The organism is Massilia haematophila, assembly GCF_042647645.1.
Lineage (GTDB): Bacteria > Pseudomonadota > Gammaproteobacteria > Burkholderiales > Burkholderiaceae_D > Telluria > Telluria haematophila.
The window spans coordinates 2,776,606-2,791,676 of sequence record NZ_JBHRVV010000001.1 but is presented as its reverse complement, the minus strand read 5'-3'; the positions used below and the strand labels follow the sequence as shown (position 1 = coordinate 2,791,676).

Below are 15,071 nucleotides of genomic sequence, written 5' to 3'. Positions count from 1 at the left end.
CCTGTTAATGACATCCTGTCGAGGTTTTTTTCCATGAAGCGCATCGTATTGTTCCTCGCCACCAACCTCGCGGTTGTGCTGGTGCTCACCGTTGTCCTGAACCTGCTGGGTGTCGGGCGCGCGGTGTCGGCCGAGGGCATCAACGTCGGCGCCCTGGCGGTCTTCTCGCTGGTGGTCGGCTTTACCGGTTCGATCATCTCGCTCCTGATGAGCAAACCGATGGCCAAGTGGTCGACCGGCGCGCGCGTCATCGAGCAGCCGCAGAACTCGACCGAACTCTGGCTCGTCAACACGGTCCGTAAACTCGCCGACCGTGCCGGCATCGGCATGCCCGAAGTGGCTGTCTACGACGGCGAACCGAACGCCTTTGCGACCGGTGCCTTTAAAAATTCCGCGCTGGTGGCCGTGTCCACCGGCCTGCTGCAGGGCATGACCGAAGACGAGGTCGAGGCCGTGCTCGGCCACGAGGTGGCCCACATCGCCAACGGCGACATGGTCACGCTGACCCTGATCCAGGGCGTGGTGAATACCTTCGTCGTGTTCCTGGCGCGCGTGGTCGGCTTCTTTGTCGACAAGGTGCTCCTGCGCGGCAACGACGACCGCGGCCCCGGCATCGGCTACATGGTCACCGTATTCGTTTGCGAAATCCTGTTCGGCCTGGTGGCCTCGATCATCGTGGCCTGGTTCTCGCGCCAGCGCGAATTCCGCGCCGACGCCGGCTCGGCCAAGCTGCTGGGCTCGACCGTGCCGATGCAGCATGCGCTGGCCCGCCTGGGCGGCCTGCAGCCGGGCGCCTTGCCCTCGTCGATGAGCGCGTCCGGCATCTCCGGCAGCGGCGGCGGCTGGGGCGCGCTGTTCTCGACCCACCCGCCGATGGAACAACGCATCGCCGCCCTGCAGGCGCTGCGCTGACCAGAAAGGAACCCGATGAGCCAATTCTTCCAGATCCACCCCGAGAACCCGCAACCGCGCCTCATCAAGCAGGCGGCGCAGATCCTCCGCTCGGGCGGGGTGGTCGCGCTGCCGACCGATTCGGCCTATGCGCTGGTGTGCCAGTTGGACGATAAAAACGCGGTCGAAAAGCTGCGCCGGGTGCGCGGCATCGACGACAAGCACCACCTGACGCTGCTGTGCCGCGACCTGTCCGAGATCGCCCAGTACGCGCGCGTCGACAATGCCCAGTACCGGCTGCTGAAGGCGACCACGCCCGGCCCCTATACCGTGATCCTGGAGGCGACCAAGGAGGTGCCGCGCCGCCTGTCCCACCCCTCGCGCAAGACCATCGGCCTGCGCGTGCCGGAGAACAAGATCACGCTGGCCCTGCTCGAGGAACTGGGCGAGCCGCTGATCGGCACCACCCTGCAGCTGCCGGGCGACGACCACATGCTGTCCGACCCGGACGAAGTGCGCGAGCGCCTGGAAAAGCAGATCGAGCTGGTCGTCGACGGCGGCGCCGGCACCCTGGAAGCCACCACCATCATCGACCTCACCGGCCCCGACCCTGTGCTGCTGCGCGAGGGCAGGGGCGATCCGGCCGCCTTCGGTCTCTGATCGCTCACCGTCCCGGTCACGGGAATCCATCGGCGGGCGGCCCGACCGGCCGCCTGCCGTCCGCCACGCCAGGCTCTGCTAAAATCGCCCCCCATGGTTGAAAATTTCCGAAACATCCTGGTGTTCGCGCTGCCCGTGCTGTTTGCGATCACCCTGCACGAGGCGGCCCACGCCTACGCCGCCCGCCGCCTGGGCGACAACACGGCCTATGCCCAGGGCCGCATGACCCTCAATCCGCTGGTGCACATCGACCTGTTCGGCACCATCATCATTCCGATCGTGCTGTACCTGACCAGCGGCTTCGTGTTCGGCTATGCGAAGCCGGTGCCGGTGCAGTTCGGTAACCTGCGCAACCCGAAGCGCGACATGGCCTGGGTGGCGCTGGCCGGACCCGGCGCCAACCTGCTGATGGCGCTGATGTGGCTGGTGTTCGGGGTGCTGCTGACCGCGTTCGGCGTCGACGAGGAGTTCCCGAACAAGATGGCCCAGGCCGGCCTGGTGACGAACCTGCTGATCTTTGCCTTCAACCTGTTCCCGCTGCCGCCGCTGGACGGCGGGCGGGTGCTGACCAGCATGCTGCCGCACCGGCTCGCCTTCAAGTTCGCGCGCATCGAGCCCTACGGCTTCTTCATCCTGCTGGCGCTGCTGTACTTTAACTTGCTCGCGTTCTGGGTGCAGCCGGTGATGTGGCTGGGCGCGCAGGCGGTCAAGCTGATCGCTTCGCCGCTGACTTTCCTGTTAATGTGATGCACGCGCCGACCGTTCATCCATCGTCCTGGGTACGCCGCTTCGCGCCGCTGGTGCCGCCAGGGGAGGTCCTGGACCTGGCCTGCGGCAGCGGCCGCCACGCGCGCCTGTTCGCGCAGCTTGGCCACCCGGTGCTGGCGGTCGACCGCGACCCGCAAGCCCTGCAGGCCGCCGCCGCTCCCGGCATCGTCACGCTGGCGCATGACCTCGAGGCGGAAGGCGCGCGCTGGCCGTTCGCGGCCGGCCGCTTCGCCGGCATCGTCGTCACCAACTACCTGCACCGGCCGCTGCTGGCCGACCTGGCCGCCAGCCTGGCGCCGGGTGGCGTGCTGGTCTACGAGACTTTCGCGCTCGGCAACGAAGCCTTCGGCAAGCCCTCGAATCCCGCCTTCCTGCTGCGTCCCGGTGAGCTGCTGGAGCTGGCCGCCGGCGCCGGCCTGCGCGTGCTGGCCTACGAGGACGGCGTGGTCCGGGAACCCAAGCCGGCCCGGGTGCAGCGCCTGTGCGCGGGCGGCGCAAGCTTCGTTCAAACCGAGGCCCGGCTCGACCATTTATCTGCGGTTAATGAACCATAGCACCGGGCTATCCGCTACAATCAGATTTTTATTTTCCGACACGTACCAGAGATTATGATTAAGGGCAGCATAGTAGCAATCGTCACGCCGATGTTTGAGGATGGCAGTCTCGACAAGGACAGCCTGCGCAAACTGATCGACTGGCATGTGGCCGAAGGCACCGACGGCATCGTCATCGTCGGCACCACCGGCGAGTCGGCGACCGTCAGCCCGGAAGAGCACTGCGAGCTGGTCAAGCTGGCCGTCGACCACGTGGCCGGCCGCATCCCCGTCATCGCCGGCACCGGCGGCAACTCGACCGCCGAAGCGATCGCGCTGACGCGTCACGCCCGGGAAGTCGGCGCCGACGCCTCGCTGCAGGTCGTTCCTTACTACAACCGTCCGACCCAGGAAGGCATGTACCGCCACTTCAAGGCCATCGCCGAAGCGGTGGACCTGCCGGTGATCCTGTACAACGTGCCGGGCCGTACCGTGGCCGACATGAGCAACGAGACTATCGCGCGCCTGGCGCCGATCGACAACATCGTCGGCGTGAAAGATGCTACCGGCAATATCGGCCGCGGCATCGAGCTGCTGAAGATGGTCGATGCGTCCTTCGCCGTCTACTCGGGCGACGATCCGACCGCGATGGCGCTGATGTTCTGCGGCGGCGCCGGCAACATCTCGGTGACGGCCAACGTGGCGCCGCGCGCCATGCACGAACTGTGCGAAGCGGCCATGGCCGGCAATATTGCCCGCGCCATCGAGATCAACAACAGCGTGCTGCAACTGCATGCCAAGCTGTTCGTCGAGCCCAACCCGGTGCCGGTCAAGTGGGCGCTGGCGGAGATGGGCAAGATGCCGGCGGGCCTGCGCCTGCCGCTGGCGCCCCTGTCGGCGCCGTTCCACGACACCGTGCGCGTTGCGCTGCGCGAGGCGGGCCTCCTGCCGCAATCCTGAGTCCCGCAAGGGTGTTGGTTTACAGATCTGAAATCGTAACGATATGACTACTCGCAACAAGAAGACCCTCGCGACCCGCGTTTCCGCGCCGACCGCAGCGCGCGTGCTGGTGCTTTCCGCACTGGCCCTGAACATGGCGGCATGCACCACCGTGTTCGAGTCGGACAAGGTGGACTACAAGTCGTCGAAGAAGGCGCCGCCGCTGGACGTGCCGCCCGACCTGACCCAGCTCCAGAAGGACAATCGTTACGCAACGCCGGACAAGAGCGGCGTCGCCACCGCTTCCGGCTTCCAGCAATCGCAGGCTGCCGGGGCAGGCAGTGTGCCGTCGGCGCAAGCCGCCGGTACAGCTGCCGGTTCTATTGGTCCCATTTCGACCGAGGCCGTGCGTGTCGAGCGCGCCGGCGACCAGCGCTGGCTGGTGGTCAAGCAGACGCCCGAGCAGCTGTGGCCGCAGGTGCGCCAGTTCTGGGAAGATGCCGGCTTCGGCCTGGCCAGCGAATCGCCGGCAACCGGCGTGATGGAAACCGAGTGGGCCGAGAACCGCTCGAAGATCCCGCAGGACTTCCTGCGCAGCACGATCGGCAAGGTCTTCGACCGCGCCTATTCGACCGGCGAGCGCGACAAGTACCGCACCCGCCTCGAGCGCCTGCCGGACGGCTCGACCGAAATCTACATCAGCCACCGCGGCGCCGAAGAGGTGCTGACCGGCGCCCAGAAGGAAACCACGGTCTGGACCGTGCGTCCGAACGACCCGACGCTGGAAGCCCAGTTCCTGGGCCGCCTGGTGGCGCGCCTGACCGGCGCCACCGCCCCCGAGCAGGTGCAGGCCGCCCAGGCCAAGGTCGAGGGCGCCGCACCGGCGCCGCAGCGCGCCAAGCTGGTGGGCGACCACGTCGAAGTCGACGAAGGTTTCGACCGCGCATGGCGCCGCGTCGGCCTGGCGCTCGACCGCGTCGGCTTCACCGTCGAAGACCGCGACCGCGTGCAGGGCGTGTACTTCGTGCGCTACGTCGACCTCGACGCCAAGAGCAAGGACGGCTTCTTCAAGCGCCTGTTCACCTTCGGCGAAGACGAGAAAGCCAAGGAAGCCCAGCGCTACCGCGTGCTGGTCAAGGGTCTTGAAAACGGCAACAGCAGCGTCGTCACCGTCCAGGACAACGAGGGCAAGGCGGATGCGTCGCCGACCGCGGCCAAGATCCTGTCGCTGCTGAATGACGAGTTGAAGTAATAGTGCTGCTTGCTTGAGCCAGAGAGCCGGCCCGTGTGGCCGGCTTTTTTATTGGCGCGCACCCGGCGTTTGGCGTTGTTGCTTGTGCGACGTGCATGCGTACGACCGCGTGGGTACGAGTACCCACCCTACGCCCTCATCAACGTTCGCAACGCGGGGTTTGTAGGGTGGGTACTCGTACCCACCGATTGCGGCTTCACCGAAGTCGCACACAAACCTCCAGGCGAAAAAAAACCGGCCCGCAGGCCGGTCTTGCATCAGAAAGAATCTGATTACTTGGTGGTTGCAGCAGCGTCAGCAGCAGCGTCAGCAGCGGTCGAAGCAGCCGAAGCGGCTTCCGAAGCAGCAGCCGAAGCGGTAGCGGCAGCAGCGGCAGCGTCAGCAGCCGGGGTTGCAGCAGCGTCGGTGGTTGCCGGAGCAGCAACGTCGGTGGTGGTGGTTGCGGTGGTGTCAGCAGCAGGAGCTTCGACAGCAGCCGGGGTTGCCGGTGCTTCTTCTTTCTTCGAGCAAGCAGCCAGGGCAACAGCCATCAGGGAAACGATCAGCAGGGACTTTTTCATGATTTTCCTTTTAATTCAAAAGTGGAGTACTTCTTGTTGTTACGATGAATAATTACCGGTAATTATCGCTCGCTGGAATTCTCGTGTACTTGCACATGAAGCAACAGTGACGCATATACAACGGAACCTTCCTAACCCGATATTATAGCCAAATTTACTCATTCGCAATAGAAAACACATGCCAAAATGTAAGTATTTTGTTACTTGTTAAGGTTCATTTTGTTACAAGATGCAACAGGAATGATGAGGGCTTTCAACAAGGCAAAATGCGTGACAAAAACTACAGTCCGGTGACCGTTGGCGTGAGGATGAGACCCGATTCTTCCCAGATCGCGGCGAAGCGGTGGGCGGGCAGGTCGGCCGCCCCGGGCGCCTCGAAGTCGGCCTCGCCGCGCAGGTGGTCGCTGTGAAAACGGCGCAGCACGTGCACGTCGTCGGCGATGCAGAAGGAATCGGTGAGCTGGCGCAGCGTACGCGGGGTCTGGCGGCATTCGACCAGGTGGCCATGGTCGCGCAGCAGGCGCAGGAAGCGCGGGTAGTGACGCTCGATGTGTCCGCTGTCGTGCATGGCGAGACGCAGGTGCCCGCCGCCGCCCAGGAAGGCGCGCAGCCGGGCGTCGGCCTCCAGCGCGCCGAGCGGGAAGACGGCGAAATCCGGGTCGAACATGTCGAGCCGCTGGCGCGCGCGTTCCAGCACCGCGCGCCACTGCGTCTCGCAGTCGCGCCGGGTGTCGAAGCGGATCGCCGGCGGCTCGCTCACCGTCGCTTGCTTAGCCGAGCTCGATCCAGCCGTCCTGGTACCAGGTGTACAGCGCCTCGAGCACGTCATCCGACGCTTGCTCCAGCGCCGCACCGTCGAGCCGGCGCTCGTTGGCCAGCACGTCCAGCACCACCTTGTCGGCACGGCTCACGGCGAACGACTCGCCGTTGATGAAGACGTGCTTGCCGCGGTAGAGCATCAGGGTCTTGGCGGACAGCTTCAGGCCCTTTTTCGCGGCGCTTTCCATGAAGCGGCCGACGGTGAGCGGCTTGGACGGACCGGTGAAGAACACGTTGTGCTTCGGCTCGGACATGTATTCGCCGAAGAAGATCGTCACGTCCTCCTCGTCCCAGCGCACCTTGTTGAGTTCCTCGGTGATGGTTGCGAGCATTTCGCGCGGGATCTCGGCCGGGTTCTTTGCCGGCTGGATGTCAGGGTCGGCATAGCGGCCGGGCAGGTCGATCGAGTCGGCCATGAATTGCAGGAAGGCTTCGCCCAATTCCTGGAACGAAGGCGAGCGGAAACCGATCGAATACGTCATGCACTCGCCCTCGGCAATGCCGTCGTGGGCATAGTGCGGGGGCAGGTACAGCATGTCGCCCGGCTCGAGCACGAATTCCTCTTCCGGGGTAAAGTTGGACAGGATCTTCAGCGGCAGGCCTTCGACCAGCGACAGGTCTTCCTGGGCGCTGATCTTCCAGCGGCGCTTGCCGTGGGCTTGCAGCAGGAACACGTCATACGAATCGAAGTGGGGACCGACGCCGGCGCCGTCGGTGGCATAGCTGATCATCAGGTCGTCGAGGCGTGCGTCCGGCAGGAAGCGGAACTGGCGCAACAAATCGTCGGCCTTCTCGTCGTACAGGTTGACGCCCTGCACCAGCATGGTCCAGTTCGGCTGGGTACGGGGCGGCAGTTCGGTCAGCGGGCCATGCTGCATGTTCCATTCGCCGTCGATCTGGGTGACGAGGCGCGATTCGACGAAGTTCTTGGTGGCCAGGTCGGCCAGGCGCTCGAACTTGAGCAGGGGCTTGAAGCCGGGGATGGCGCCGCGGATCAGGAGCGGTTTCTTGTGCCAGTAATCACGGAGAAACTGGGCGGGAGTAATATTCCCAAGGAGCTGTAATTTTTTCATGCGTCATTATAACCAGCCGCACCAGGGGCGGCAGCGGTCAGCGGGGTATAATCCGCACCTTACACAGAAAGGATGTGCGATGAAGATTGCCAAGAATACGGTCGTGTCGGTCAACTATAAACTGTCGGATGCGCAGAACAACCTGATCGAGGAAGGTGTGCAGCCGATGGTCTACCTGCACGGCGGCTACGAGAACACCCTGCCGAAGATCGAAGAGCATCTCGACGGCAAGGAAGTCGGCTATTCGTCGACCCTGCAGATCGAGCCGGAAGACGCATTCGGCGACTACGACGCCGAGCTGGTCAAGGTCGAAGACCGTTCGCGCCTGCCGGAGCCGCTCGAAGTCGGCATGCAGTTCGAAGGCATGGCCGAAGGCGCGCCGGACGACGAGCCGACCATCTTCACCGTCACCGAAATCGCCGACGACAAGGTCGTGCTGGACGGTAACCACCCGCTGGCCGGCATGGCCCTGCGCTTCGAGCTGTCGGTGATCGACGTGCGCGCCGCCACCGAAGAAGAAGTCGCCCACGGCCACGTGCACGGCGCCCACGGTCACCACCACGGTGAAGACGAAGGCGACGACGACAGCGAGCCGGGCGACCAGTTCCGCAGCCAGCCGCTGCACTGATCGTTACATGAAGACCGGGACGCAATGTCCCGGTTTTTGTTTGGGCGTCCGTGCGATGTCGGTACTGCGGGTGTGCCTTGTCGGCGTTTCGTCATGAGGACGCCGCGGGTGCCGGTTCGCGCAGTCGCGATGCGGGCGTTCGCGTGGGCACGGAGTGCCCACCCTACGGTCACCGCCTGCATGCTGCGGATGTCACAGGTACTCAGCGATTGTCGATCGTAGGGTGGGCACCCCGTGCCCACGCGGAACGCGCGGCCGTGTCAGCTCCGTTTCGTTCACGCTGAAGCCGCCGGCTGCCAGCGCGTCCAACCGATCAGCCTGCGGCCTGACTCAATCCGCCGCATCCTTCACCACGAACAGCGACTTCGTTCCTGGCTTCACCTCGACCTCCACCGCCTGCGCATCGACCGACAGGTGCCCCAGGTTGCCATGCCATTCGATCTCCGGCTGTTTGCCCTTGGCCAGCGTCCCGCTGTCGACCAGCAGCACCTTGCCGTCGAACTTTTTCGCCAGCGCCTGCACCTGCCTGCGCGTGAAGCCGAAGCCGTCGAACACGCCGGTATTGCGACGCAGCAGGGTGCGCGCCTCCGGTTCCGCGAAAGGCTTCAGGTCTCCTTCGGAGAACAGGACGATCGCATCGACCTTGTCGCCCTTCGCCAGGGTAAATAGACGGTTCAGCCAGAAGCGGTTGGCGACCAGCCGGTCCTCGTATTCGCTGTTGCGGCCGGCCGCGGCCAGGTAGTGGTTGTTATTCGCCGGCAGGTTGACGCTGGCGTAGAGCACCTTGCCCACGGTCCAGTGGGCGTTCTCGGCATAGCTGCGAAAGCGCGGGCTCATCGACAGCCGCGTAAGGGGCAGCGTGGCTTTGCCGAGCGAGTGCGGCTCGCCATGGAACAGTTCTCGCAGGCGGTTCAGGCGCTCGATGGCGTTGGTGCGGCCCGCCGAGTTGCGGCAGCCGGTCCAGTCGCTGCCGGCCGGCAGCACGATGATCGGCCGCTTGAAGCGTTCGACCAGGTCGCGCCGCTCCTGGTAGAGGCGGTCGCCGCAAGGCTCGGCCGCATGCTTGATGCCGGTGACGACGACAAAGGCGTTGGCCTTTTCCGTGGTGTCGGCCAGCGCCTGCCTGAAGCGCTTGTCGTTCTTGGCGTCGAAGCTGTGGCCGATGACGCCGAAGCGGTGGGCGTCGCCATCGTCCTTGCGTCCGGCCGCCGCGGCCGGCAGGCACAGGGCCGCGCACAGGGCGGCGGCCAGCAGGGCGGTGGGACGCAGGCGGCGCATCAGGCGGCGAGACGCTTGAGCTCGTACAGACGCTCGAGCGCTTCACGCGGGGTGAGCGCATCCGGGTCGAGCGCGTCGAGGGCGTCGAGGAGGGCGGAGGATACGGCAGGAGCAGCCGCCTCCGGTGCCTGTTCCGCCTGTTCCGGCTCGTCGCAGGGCAGGGCGAACAGGTCGAGCTGGGGCGTGGTGTCGAGGGCCTGCGATTCCAGGCGCGCCAGGTGCCTGCGCGCGGCCTTGATCACCGCCGGCGGCACGCCCGCCAGTTGCGCCACCTGCAAGCCGTAGCTCTGGGAGGCCGGACCGCCCTGCACCGCGTGCAGGAATACGATGCTGTCCTTGTGCTCGACCGCCGACAGGTGCACGTTGGCCGCGCTCGGGTGGGCTTCCGGCAGCTGGGTCAGCTCGAAATAATGGGTCGCGAACAGGGTGAAGCTGCGGCTGGAGTCGATCAGGTGGCGCGCGATCGCCCAGGCCAGCGCCAGGCCATCGAAGGTCGAGGTGCCGCGCCCGACCTCGTCCATCAGCACCAGCGAGTGCTCGGTCGCGCCGTTCAGGATCGCGGCCGATTCGGTCATCTCGACCATGAAGGTCGAGCGTCCGCCGGCGAGATCGTCGTTGGCGCCGATGCGGGTGAAGATGCGGTCGATCGGGCCGATGGTTGCGCTGGTGGCAGGCACATAGCTGCCGATGTAGGCCAGCAGCACGATCAGCGCGGTCTGGCGCATGAAGGTCGATTTACCGCCCATGTTCGGGCCGGTGATGAGCAACAGGCGCCGTTCGTTGGACAGCTTGCAGTCGTTGGCGATGAAGCGCTCGATCTGCTGCTCGACCACCGGATGGCGGCCCTCGACGATGGTCAGGCAAGGCTCGGCCACCAGTTGCGGTGCGCACCAGTTGTTCTGCAACGCGTGGCGGGTCAGCGCCACCAGGGTGTCGATCTGGGCCAGGCCTTGCGCCACCGTCTGCAGCTGGCCGATGTGCGGCGCCAGGCAGGTCAGCAGCTCGTCGTACAGGACCTTTTCGCGCGACAGGGCGCGGTCCTGGGCCGACAAGGCCTTGTCTTCGAAGGCCTTCAGTTCCGGCGTGATGTAGCGCTCGCAGTTCTTCAGCGTCTGGCGGCGCCGGTAGTCGTCGGGCACCTTGTCGGCCTGGCCGTTGGTGACCTCGATGTAGAAGCCGTGCACCCGGTTGTACTCGACGCGCAGGTTGGCAATGCCCGTGCGCTCGCGCTCGCGCGTCTCGAGGTCGACCAGGAACTGGCCGGCGTTCTCGGACAGGGCGCGCAGCTCGTCCAGCTCGGCGTCGAAGCCGCGCGCGAACACGCCGCCGTCGCGCACCATCGCCGCCGGCTCTTCCGCCACCGCGCGTACCAGCAAATCGAGGCAGGCCTCGGGCGGGGCCAGGGCGTCGTGGATCTCGCGCAGCAGGCAGGAGTCGCCCGGGATGAAGCAGCGCGCCACCTGCGCGCGCAGCGCCGGCAGTTGTTTCAGGCCGTCGCGCAGGCTGGCGAGGTCGCGCGGACGCGCCGACAGCAGCGCGATGCGCGTGGTGATGCGTTCGATGTCCGGCACCTGGGCCAGGGTCGACGACAGGTGGCCGCTCGCGTCGGCCTGGGCCAGCGCCTCGATCGCCTCGTGGCGCGAGCGCGCCACCGACTGGTCGCGGCGCGCGTGGTGCAGCCAGTGGCGCAGCAGGCGCGAACCCATCGCGGTGCGGCAGCCGTCGAGCAGCGAAAATAAAGTAGGCGACTCCTGGCCGCGGATGGTCTCGGTCAGCTCCAGGTTGCGGCGCGTGGCCGCGTCCAGGCCGATGAATTCGTTCTCGCTTTCGACCGTCAGGCTGTTCACGTGCTGCAGGCCGCGGCCCTGGGTCGAGTGCGCATAGCGCAGCAGCGCGCCGGCCGCGCCGAAGGCGGCGCCCAGGCCGTCGGCGCCGAAGCCGGTCAGCGTCGCCACCGCCAGCTGGTCGACCAGCGCCTTGTGACCCTTGACCACGTCGAAATGCCACTCGGGTACGCGCTGGGTGTGGGCGACCGGGCTGTCCTCGAACAGGTCGCCGTCGTCGGCGCGCAGGATCTCGGCCGGCGCGATGCGTTCCAGTTCCTGGGCCAGGCGGGTGTTGACGGTGCGCTCGTCGCCGGAGAATTCCATCAGGCGCAGCGCGCCGCTGGCCAGCGACATCCAGGCCAGGCCGACGGTCACATTTTTACGTTGCGCCAGCGTGCAGACCGCCAGCAGCGGCCGCTCGGCCTTTTCGGGCAGCAGGTCGGAATCGGTCAGGGTGCCGGGCGTGACCACGCGCACCACCTTGCGCTCGACCGGGCCTTTCGAGAGCGCCGGGTCGCCGATCTGCTCGCAGATCGCGCAGGATTCGCCGAGTTTCACCAGCTTGGCCAGGTAGGGATCGAGCGAATGGAAGGGCACGCCCGCCATCTTGATCGGATTGCCGCCCGAGGAACCGCGCGCGGTCAGCGTGATGCCAAGGATGCGCGCGGCCTTTTCGGCGTCTTCGAAGAAGAGTTCGTAGAAGTCGCCCATGCGGTAGAACACCAGCATGGTGGGGTAGTCGGCCTTGATGCGCAGGTATTGCTGCATCATGGGTGTGACTTTTTCTGCCGGACTGCTCTTGACTGCGGCGGCGTTGATGTCGGATGAAACGGTGGTCATGTCGGTCGTATTCGGTGAGGCAGGGGCATTGACTTGCCAAGACCGTCATTTTAACCGCATCGGCTGGGCTGCGAGGTGTTGGAATGCCGAGCCGGACAGCGAGTCTGGCGACGGGGGGCCGCAGCTTTGGTTCTCGCGGGATTTTCCGTCCTCATGCGTCAGTTCGCCCGTCGGTGGTGGTGTTGGCGACGCCAATCGTGATGACAGAGCAACTACTTTTCCTGCGGATACACTTCCCGGTTCGGTGCGTCAAATGGTCGCGAGGGACGCCTTTAGTGGTAGGGCTGCGCGAGATTAAGCCAATCCCCACCTTGGCGACCACTGCTTTGGGTTGTTGATCCGAGTTAAATGTCCAGCCTGCCAAAGCCGGATGATGACGACTCTCTCATTCACTACCAAGGCATGAACATGGCAAACGACGCATACTTGCAGATCGACGGCATCAAAGGCGAAAGCGCCGACTCGAAACATAAGGATTGGATCGAAGTGTCGAATGTGGACTGGAGCGTTCACCAGCCGCGCGCACTGTCGATCTCTTCGTCCGGCCATATTGCCGGCAAGGCCGAGCTGTCGGAAATCTCGTTCAAGAAGCTGGCCGATCTCTCGTCGCCGCTGCTGCAACAGACCTGTGCAACCGGCAAAACCATTCCCAAGGCCAAGTTCGAGTTCATGCGCGCGGATGGCAATGGCGAGCCCATCAAGTATTACAGCATCGAGCTCGAGAATGTCATGGTGTCGTCCGTCAGCCCGTCATGCGGCGACGGCGGCATTCTGACCGAGCGTGTGTCTCTCGCTTATTCGAAGATCAAATGGAGCTATACGCAACAGAAAGTTGCCGGCGGCGCGAGCGGCAATACCTCTGGCGGGTGGGATGCCGCTACCAACAAGATTGCGGCATGAGGCCGGCCCATGCGGCCCGTTCTCTACGAAGGCGACCTTGGCGAGCTGCTGGCAAAGTATCTAGGACGTTACGCCGGCAGGGATCAAGAGTGCGTCGCCTTTCCGCAAGCAGTGACAAGCGTCGGTCACACCAGCCAATGGCAAGCCGGCGCGAGAGTGATCGAGCAAAGCCACATTGCTCCGGGCACAGTGATCGCCAATTTCAAATTCGAGAACGGCCGGGCACGCTTCCCGAATCAACATGGCTACCATGTCGCGATCTTTCTCGAATTCGGCAACAGGCGGCCGGGCGGCGGCTATACGCATTTTTGGGTGCTCGACCAGTGGCAGGGCAAGACTGTAGCGAGGCGGAACAAGAATGCCTGGACGGCGGAGCAAAGCGAGCGGTTCCATATCCGGCCGAGCGACGACGCGGAACAGTATTACATCGTGAACGTGCCATGAAGACCATTCTTTTCATCTTGTTTGCAATGTGCCTCCAGCCGGTGGTCGCTAAAACGGTTGAATGCCCCAAGGCTTCGGAAGGCAAGCCGCTCGCAGGTGTCGGCGCTTACTTCGACAAGCAGACCGAAATCCAGGGCGTACGCTTCGGCGAAAAGGGCGGCTATCGCGTCGAGCTGCCGTTAAACGTGCAGTGGCTTGTGTGTGAATACGGCGCTATTGGCGGGACGCAGCGCTGGATCGAAGTGAAGCCCAACGACAGTGTTCAACGTTGCGTGCTCCGCGTTCGGGAAGTGAAGAGCAGGCCGCAGGACGCGAAGCTGACTTGCGAATAGCCGGGCGGTAAAGCGGCCTGTCGTGCCTCCTGGTGCTCAGTAGCCGCGACCGGGGCAGCATCCATCAGGCGGGCATGGCCACTTTTCCGGTTCATCGCACTTTGCCGGGGAACGCATCCTTGATTTTCAGGAAGAAGTAGGATGCGTCCCGAAAACCGTAGGCCATGCGCTTGATGACCTTGATGCGGTTGTTGACGCCTTCAAGGATCGATGAGCTCATCGGATAGATGGCTGATGCCAGGATGCCGCGGCGATATTTGGCCAGGCGTTTGGCAAACTGGATCAGCGGTGCGATCTGGCTTTGCAAGGCGAGCTTGAGCCAGGCTTTCCACCGCCGGGCACCGTCCCGGACTGATGACGCATACCAGATTTCCTTCAGCTCGGTCTTGAGCAGGTAAACCGTTGCCAAGGGCTGGTTGGCAGCCAACAGCTCTTCGAGCTTGACGGCCTGCTCGGCCTTGAGGTTGTCACGATTGCGCAGTAACAGCCAGCGACTGCGCTTGATGACCTGGCGGGCTTTTGGTTCGGCACGCAAGGCATTGGCCTGGTCGACACGAACCCGGTCGACCACTTCGCGACCGAAGCGCGCCACCACATGAAACAGGTCGTAGACGACTTCTGCGTTTGGACATTGCTGGCGAACTTCGAGGTCCATGGCCGTGTTCATATCCATGGCAACGGCTTCGATCCGCTGGCAGCCTTCCTCTCCCAGCAACTCGAAGAACGGCCGAATCGCTTCCCGGCTATTGCCTTCTCCCACCCATAGCACCCGCATTCGTTCGGCATCCAGGGCGACAGTGGCGTACCGGTGCCCCTTGTGCAGGGCGAATTCGTCCATGACCAAGCGCCGTACGCCTTCTGCCGAGAAGCCACCATGCAGGTGCTGCAAGCGCCGATGATCGATGTCCTTGATGGTATGCCAGTGCAGGCCGGTCAACCGGGCCACATGGGCTATCGGAAGCAGCTGTGCCAGCGCCTCCACCCAGAGGCGCACGCGGTGCGTGATGCGCGCCCGGCGGTCGAGCCAAACAATGTGCTCGGCTACCCGTGCGTCGCAGTGATGGCAGTCCAGTCGCCGCACCGGCACATCGAGCCAGACACGCCTATCCAGAATGTCGCGGTCACGCACCTTACGCCTTCGGCGCTCATGAACCAGAGCGCAAGGCTGGCGGCATGCCCCGCACAAAGCTTCGCTTGAAGGGCTGGTATCGAGAACGATTAACAGCGACCCGTCCTCTTGTTCGTGGACGGCATCGACAATATGGCCTTCCCAAAACGGGACAGACGGCATAGCATTGAGCATGGCGGTGGTTTGACAGACTGATTTG

General features: G+C 64.5%; 16 protein-coding genes. 10 read left to right on the top strand and 6 right to left on the bottom strand.

The features are described 5' to 3' along the window. Nucleotides 1–33 precede the first annotated feature (33 nt). The 6 genes from htpX (at nt 34) to bamC (ending at nt 5,043) form a co-directional block, all read left to right on the top strand. Nucleotides 34–912, top strand: a complete 879-nt coding sequence (htpX, locus tag ACFOPH_RS12450) for a protease HtpX (protein ID WP_312548117.1) — start codon at nt 34–36, stop codon at nt 910–912. Nucleotides 913–927: 15 nt separating this feature from the next. Then, the gene (locus tag ACFOPH_RS12445) at nt 928–1,551 is read left to right on the top strand and encodes an L-threonylcarbamoyladenylate synthase (RefSeq protein WP_379735538.1); all 624 of its coding nucleotides are present in this window, start codon (nt 928–930) and stop codon (nt 1,549–1,551) included. A gap of 93 nt (nt 1,552–1,644) precedes the next feature. Next, nucleotides 1,645–2,298, top strand: a complete 654-nt coding sequence (locus tag ACFOPH_RS12440) for a site-2 protease family protein (RefSeq protein ID WP_312548120.1) — start codon at nt 1,645–1,647, stop codon at nt 2,296–2,298. Beyond that, complete coding sequence (locus ACFOPH_RS12435) at nt 2,298–2,873, top strand: class I SAM-dependent methyltransferase (protein WP_312548121.1); 576 nt, start codon at nt 2,298–2,300, stop codon at nt 2,871–2,873. The genes ACFOPH_RS12440 and ACFOPH_RS12435 overlap by 1 nt, the downstream gene beginning before the upstream one ends. Nucleotides 2,874–2,927: 54 nt before the next feature. Then, complete coding sequence (gene dapA / locus ACFOPH_RS12430; RefSeq protein ID WP_312548123.1) at nt 2,928–3,812, top strand: 4-hydroxy-tetrahydrodipicolinate synthase; 885 nt, start codon at nt 2,928–2,930, stop codon at nt 3,810–3,812. Nucleotides 3,813–3,855: 43 nt separating this feature from the next. Continuing rightward, the gene (gene bamC, locus ACFOPH_RS12425) at nt 3,856–5,043 is read left to right on the top strand and encodes an outer membrane protein assembly factor BamC (protein WP_312548125.1); all 1,188 of its coding nucleotides are present in this window, start codon (nt 3,856–3,858) and stop codon (nt 5,041–5,043) included. 272 nt (nt 5,044–5,315) lie between these two features. On the opposite strand, the gene ACFOPH_RS12420 is transcribed toward bamC, so the two are convergent. The 3 genes from ACFOPH_RS12420 to ACFOPH_RS12410 form a co-directional block, all read right to left on the bottom strand. Further along, on the bottom strand, nt 5,316–5,603 hold the full coding sequence (locus tag ACFOPH_RS12420; RefSeq protein WP_312548126.1) for a hypothetical protein: 288 nt from the start codon (nt 5,601–5,603) through the stop codon (nt 5,316–5,318). A 280-nt stretch (nt 5,604–5,883) separates the two neighbouring features. After that, nucleotides 5,884–6,363: a DUF7931 domain-containing protein gene (locus ACFOPH_RS12415; protein ID WP_379735535.1), complete on the bottom strand. Its 480-nt coding sequence runs from the start codon at nt 6,361–6,363 to the stop codon at nt 5,884–5,886. A 10-nt stretch (nt 6,364–6,373) separates the two neighbouring features. Continuing rightward, nucleotides 6,374–7,495, bottom strand: coding sequence for a ribosomal protein uL16 3-hydroxylase (locus ACFOPH_RS12410; protein WP_312548128.1), 1,122 nt, complete (start codon nt 7,493–7,495; stop codon nt 6,374–6,376). A 79-nt stretch (nt 7,496–7,574) separates the two neighbouring features. Here ACFOPH_RS12410 and ACFOPH_RS12405 point away from each other — a divergent pair, with 79 nt between their 5' ends. Beyond that, on the top strand, nt 7,575–8,123 hold the full coding sequence (locus tag ACFOPH_RS12405; protein ID WP_312548129.1) for an FKBP-type peptidyl-prolyl cis-trans isomerase: 549 nt from the start codon (nt 7,575–7,577) through the stop codon (nt 8,121–8,123). Between the two features lie 330 nt (nt 8,124–8,453). Here the strand turns inward: ACFOPH_RS12405 and ACFOPH_RS12400 are convergent, their stop codons facing one another. Both ACFOPH_RS12400 and mutS read right to left on the bottom strand, forming a co-directional pair. Next, entirely contained in the window at nt 8,454–9,401 is a 948-nt protein-coding gene (locus ACFOPH_RS12400) for a hypothetical protein (protein ID WP_312548130.1), read from the bottom strand. After that, entirely contained in the window at nt 9,401–12,067 is a 2,667-nt protein-coding gene (mutS, locus tag ACFOPH_RS12395) for a DNA mismatch repair protein MutS (RefSeq protein WP_379735532.1), read from the bottom strand. The genes ACFOPH_RS12400 and mutS overlap by 1 nt, the downstream gene beginning before the upstream one ends. 408 nt (nt 12,068–12,475) lie before the next feature. Here mutS and ACFOPH_RS12390 point away from each other — a divergent pair, with 408 nt between their 5' ends. Genes ACFOPH_RS12390 through ACFOPH_RS12380 form a run of 3 tightly spaced genes read left to right on the top strand, consistent with a single transcriptional unit; the run spans nt 12,476 to nt 13,743 of the window. After that, nucleotides 12,476–12,967 (top strand): Hcp family type VI secretion system effector, encoded by a 492-nt coding sequence (locus ACFOPH_RS12390; protein WP_379737923.1) that lies wholly within the window; start codon nt 12,476–12,478, stop codon nt 12,965–12,967. Between the two features lie 9 nt (nt 12,968–12,976). After that, nucleotides 12,977–13,411: a BPSL0067 family protein gene (locus tag ACFOPH_RS12385; RefSeq protein ID WP_312551744.1), complete on the top strand. Its 435-nt coding sequence runs from the start codon at nt 12,977–12,979 to the stop codon at nt 13,409–13,411. Continuing rightward, complete coding sequence (locus ACFOPH_RS12380; RefSeq protein WP_379735528.1) at nt 13,408–13,743, top strand: hypothetical protein; 336 nt, start codon at nt 13,408–13,410, stop codon at nt 13,741–13,743. The genes ACFOPH_RS12385 and ACFOPH_RS12380 overlap by 4 nt, the downstream gene beginning before the upstream one ends. 91 nt (nt 13,744–13,834) lie before the next feature. Here the strand turns inward: ACFOPH_RS12380 and ACFOPH_RS12375 are convergent, their stop codons facing one another. Continuing rightward, complete coding sequence (locus ACFOPH_RS12375; RefSeq protein ID WP_379735527.1) at nt 13,835–15,046, bottom strand: ISL3 family transposase; 1,212 nt, start codon at nt 15,044–15,046, stop codon at nt 13,835–13,837. Nucleotides 15,047–15,071 lie beyond the last annotated feature (25 nt).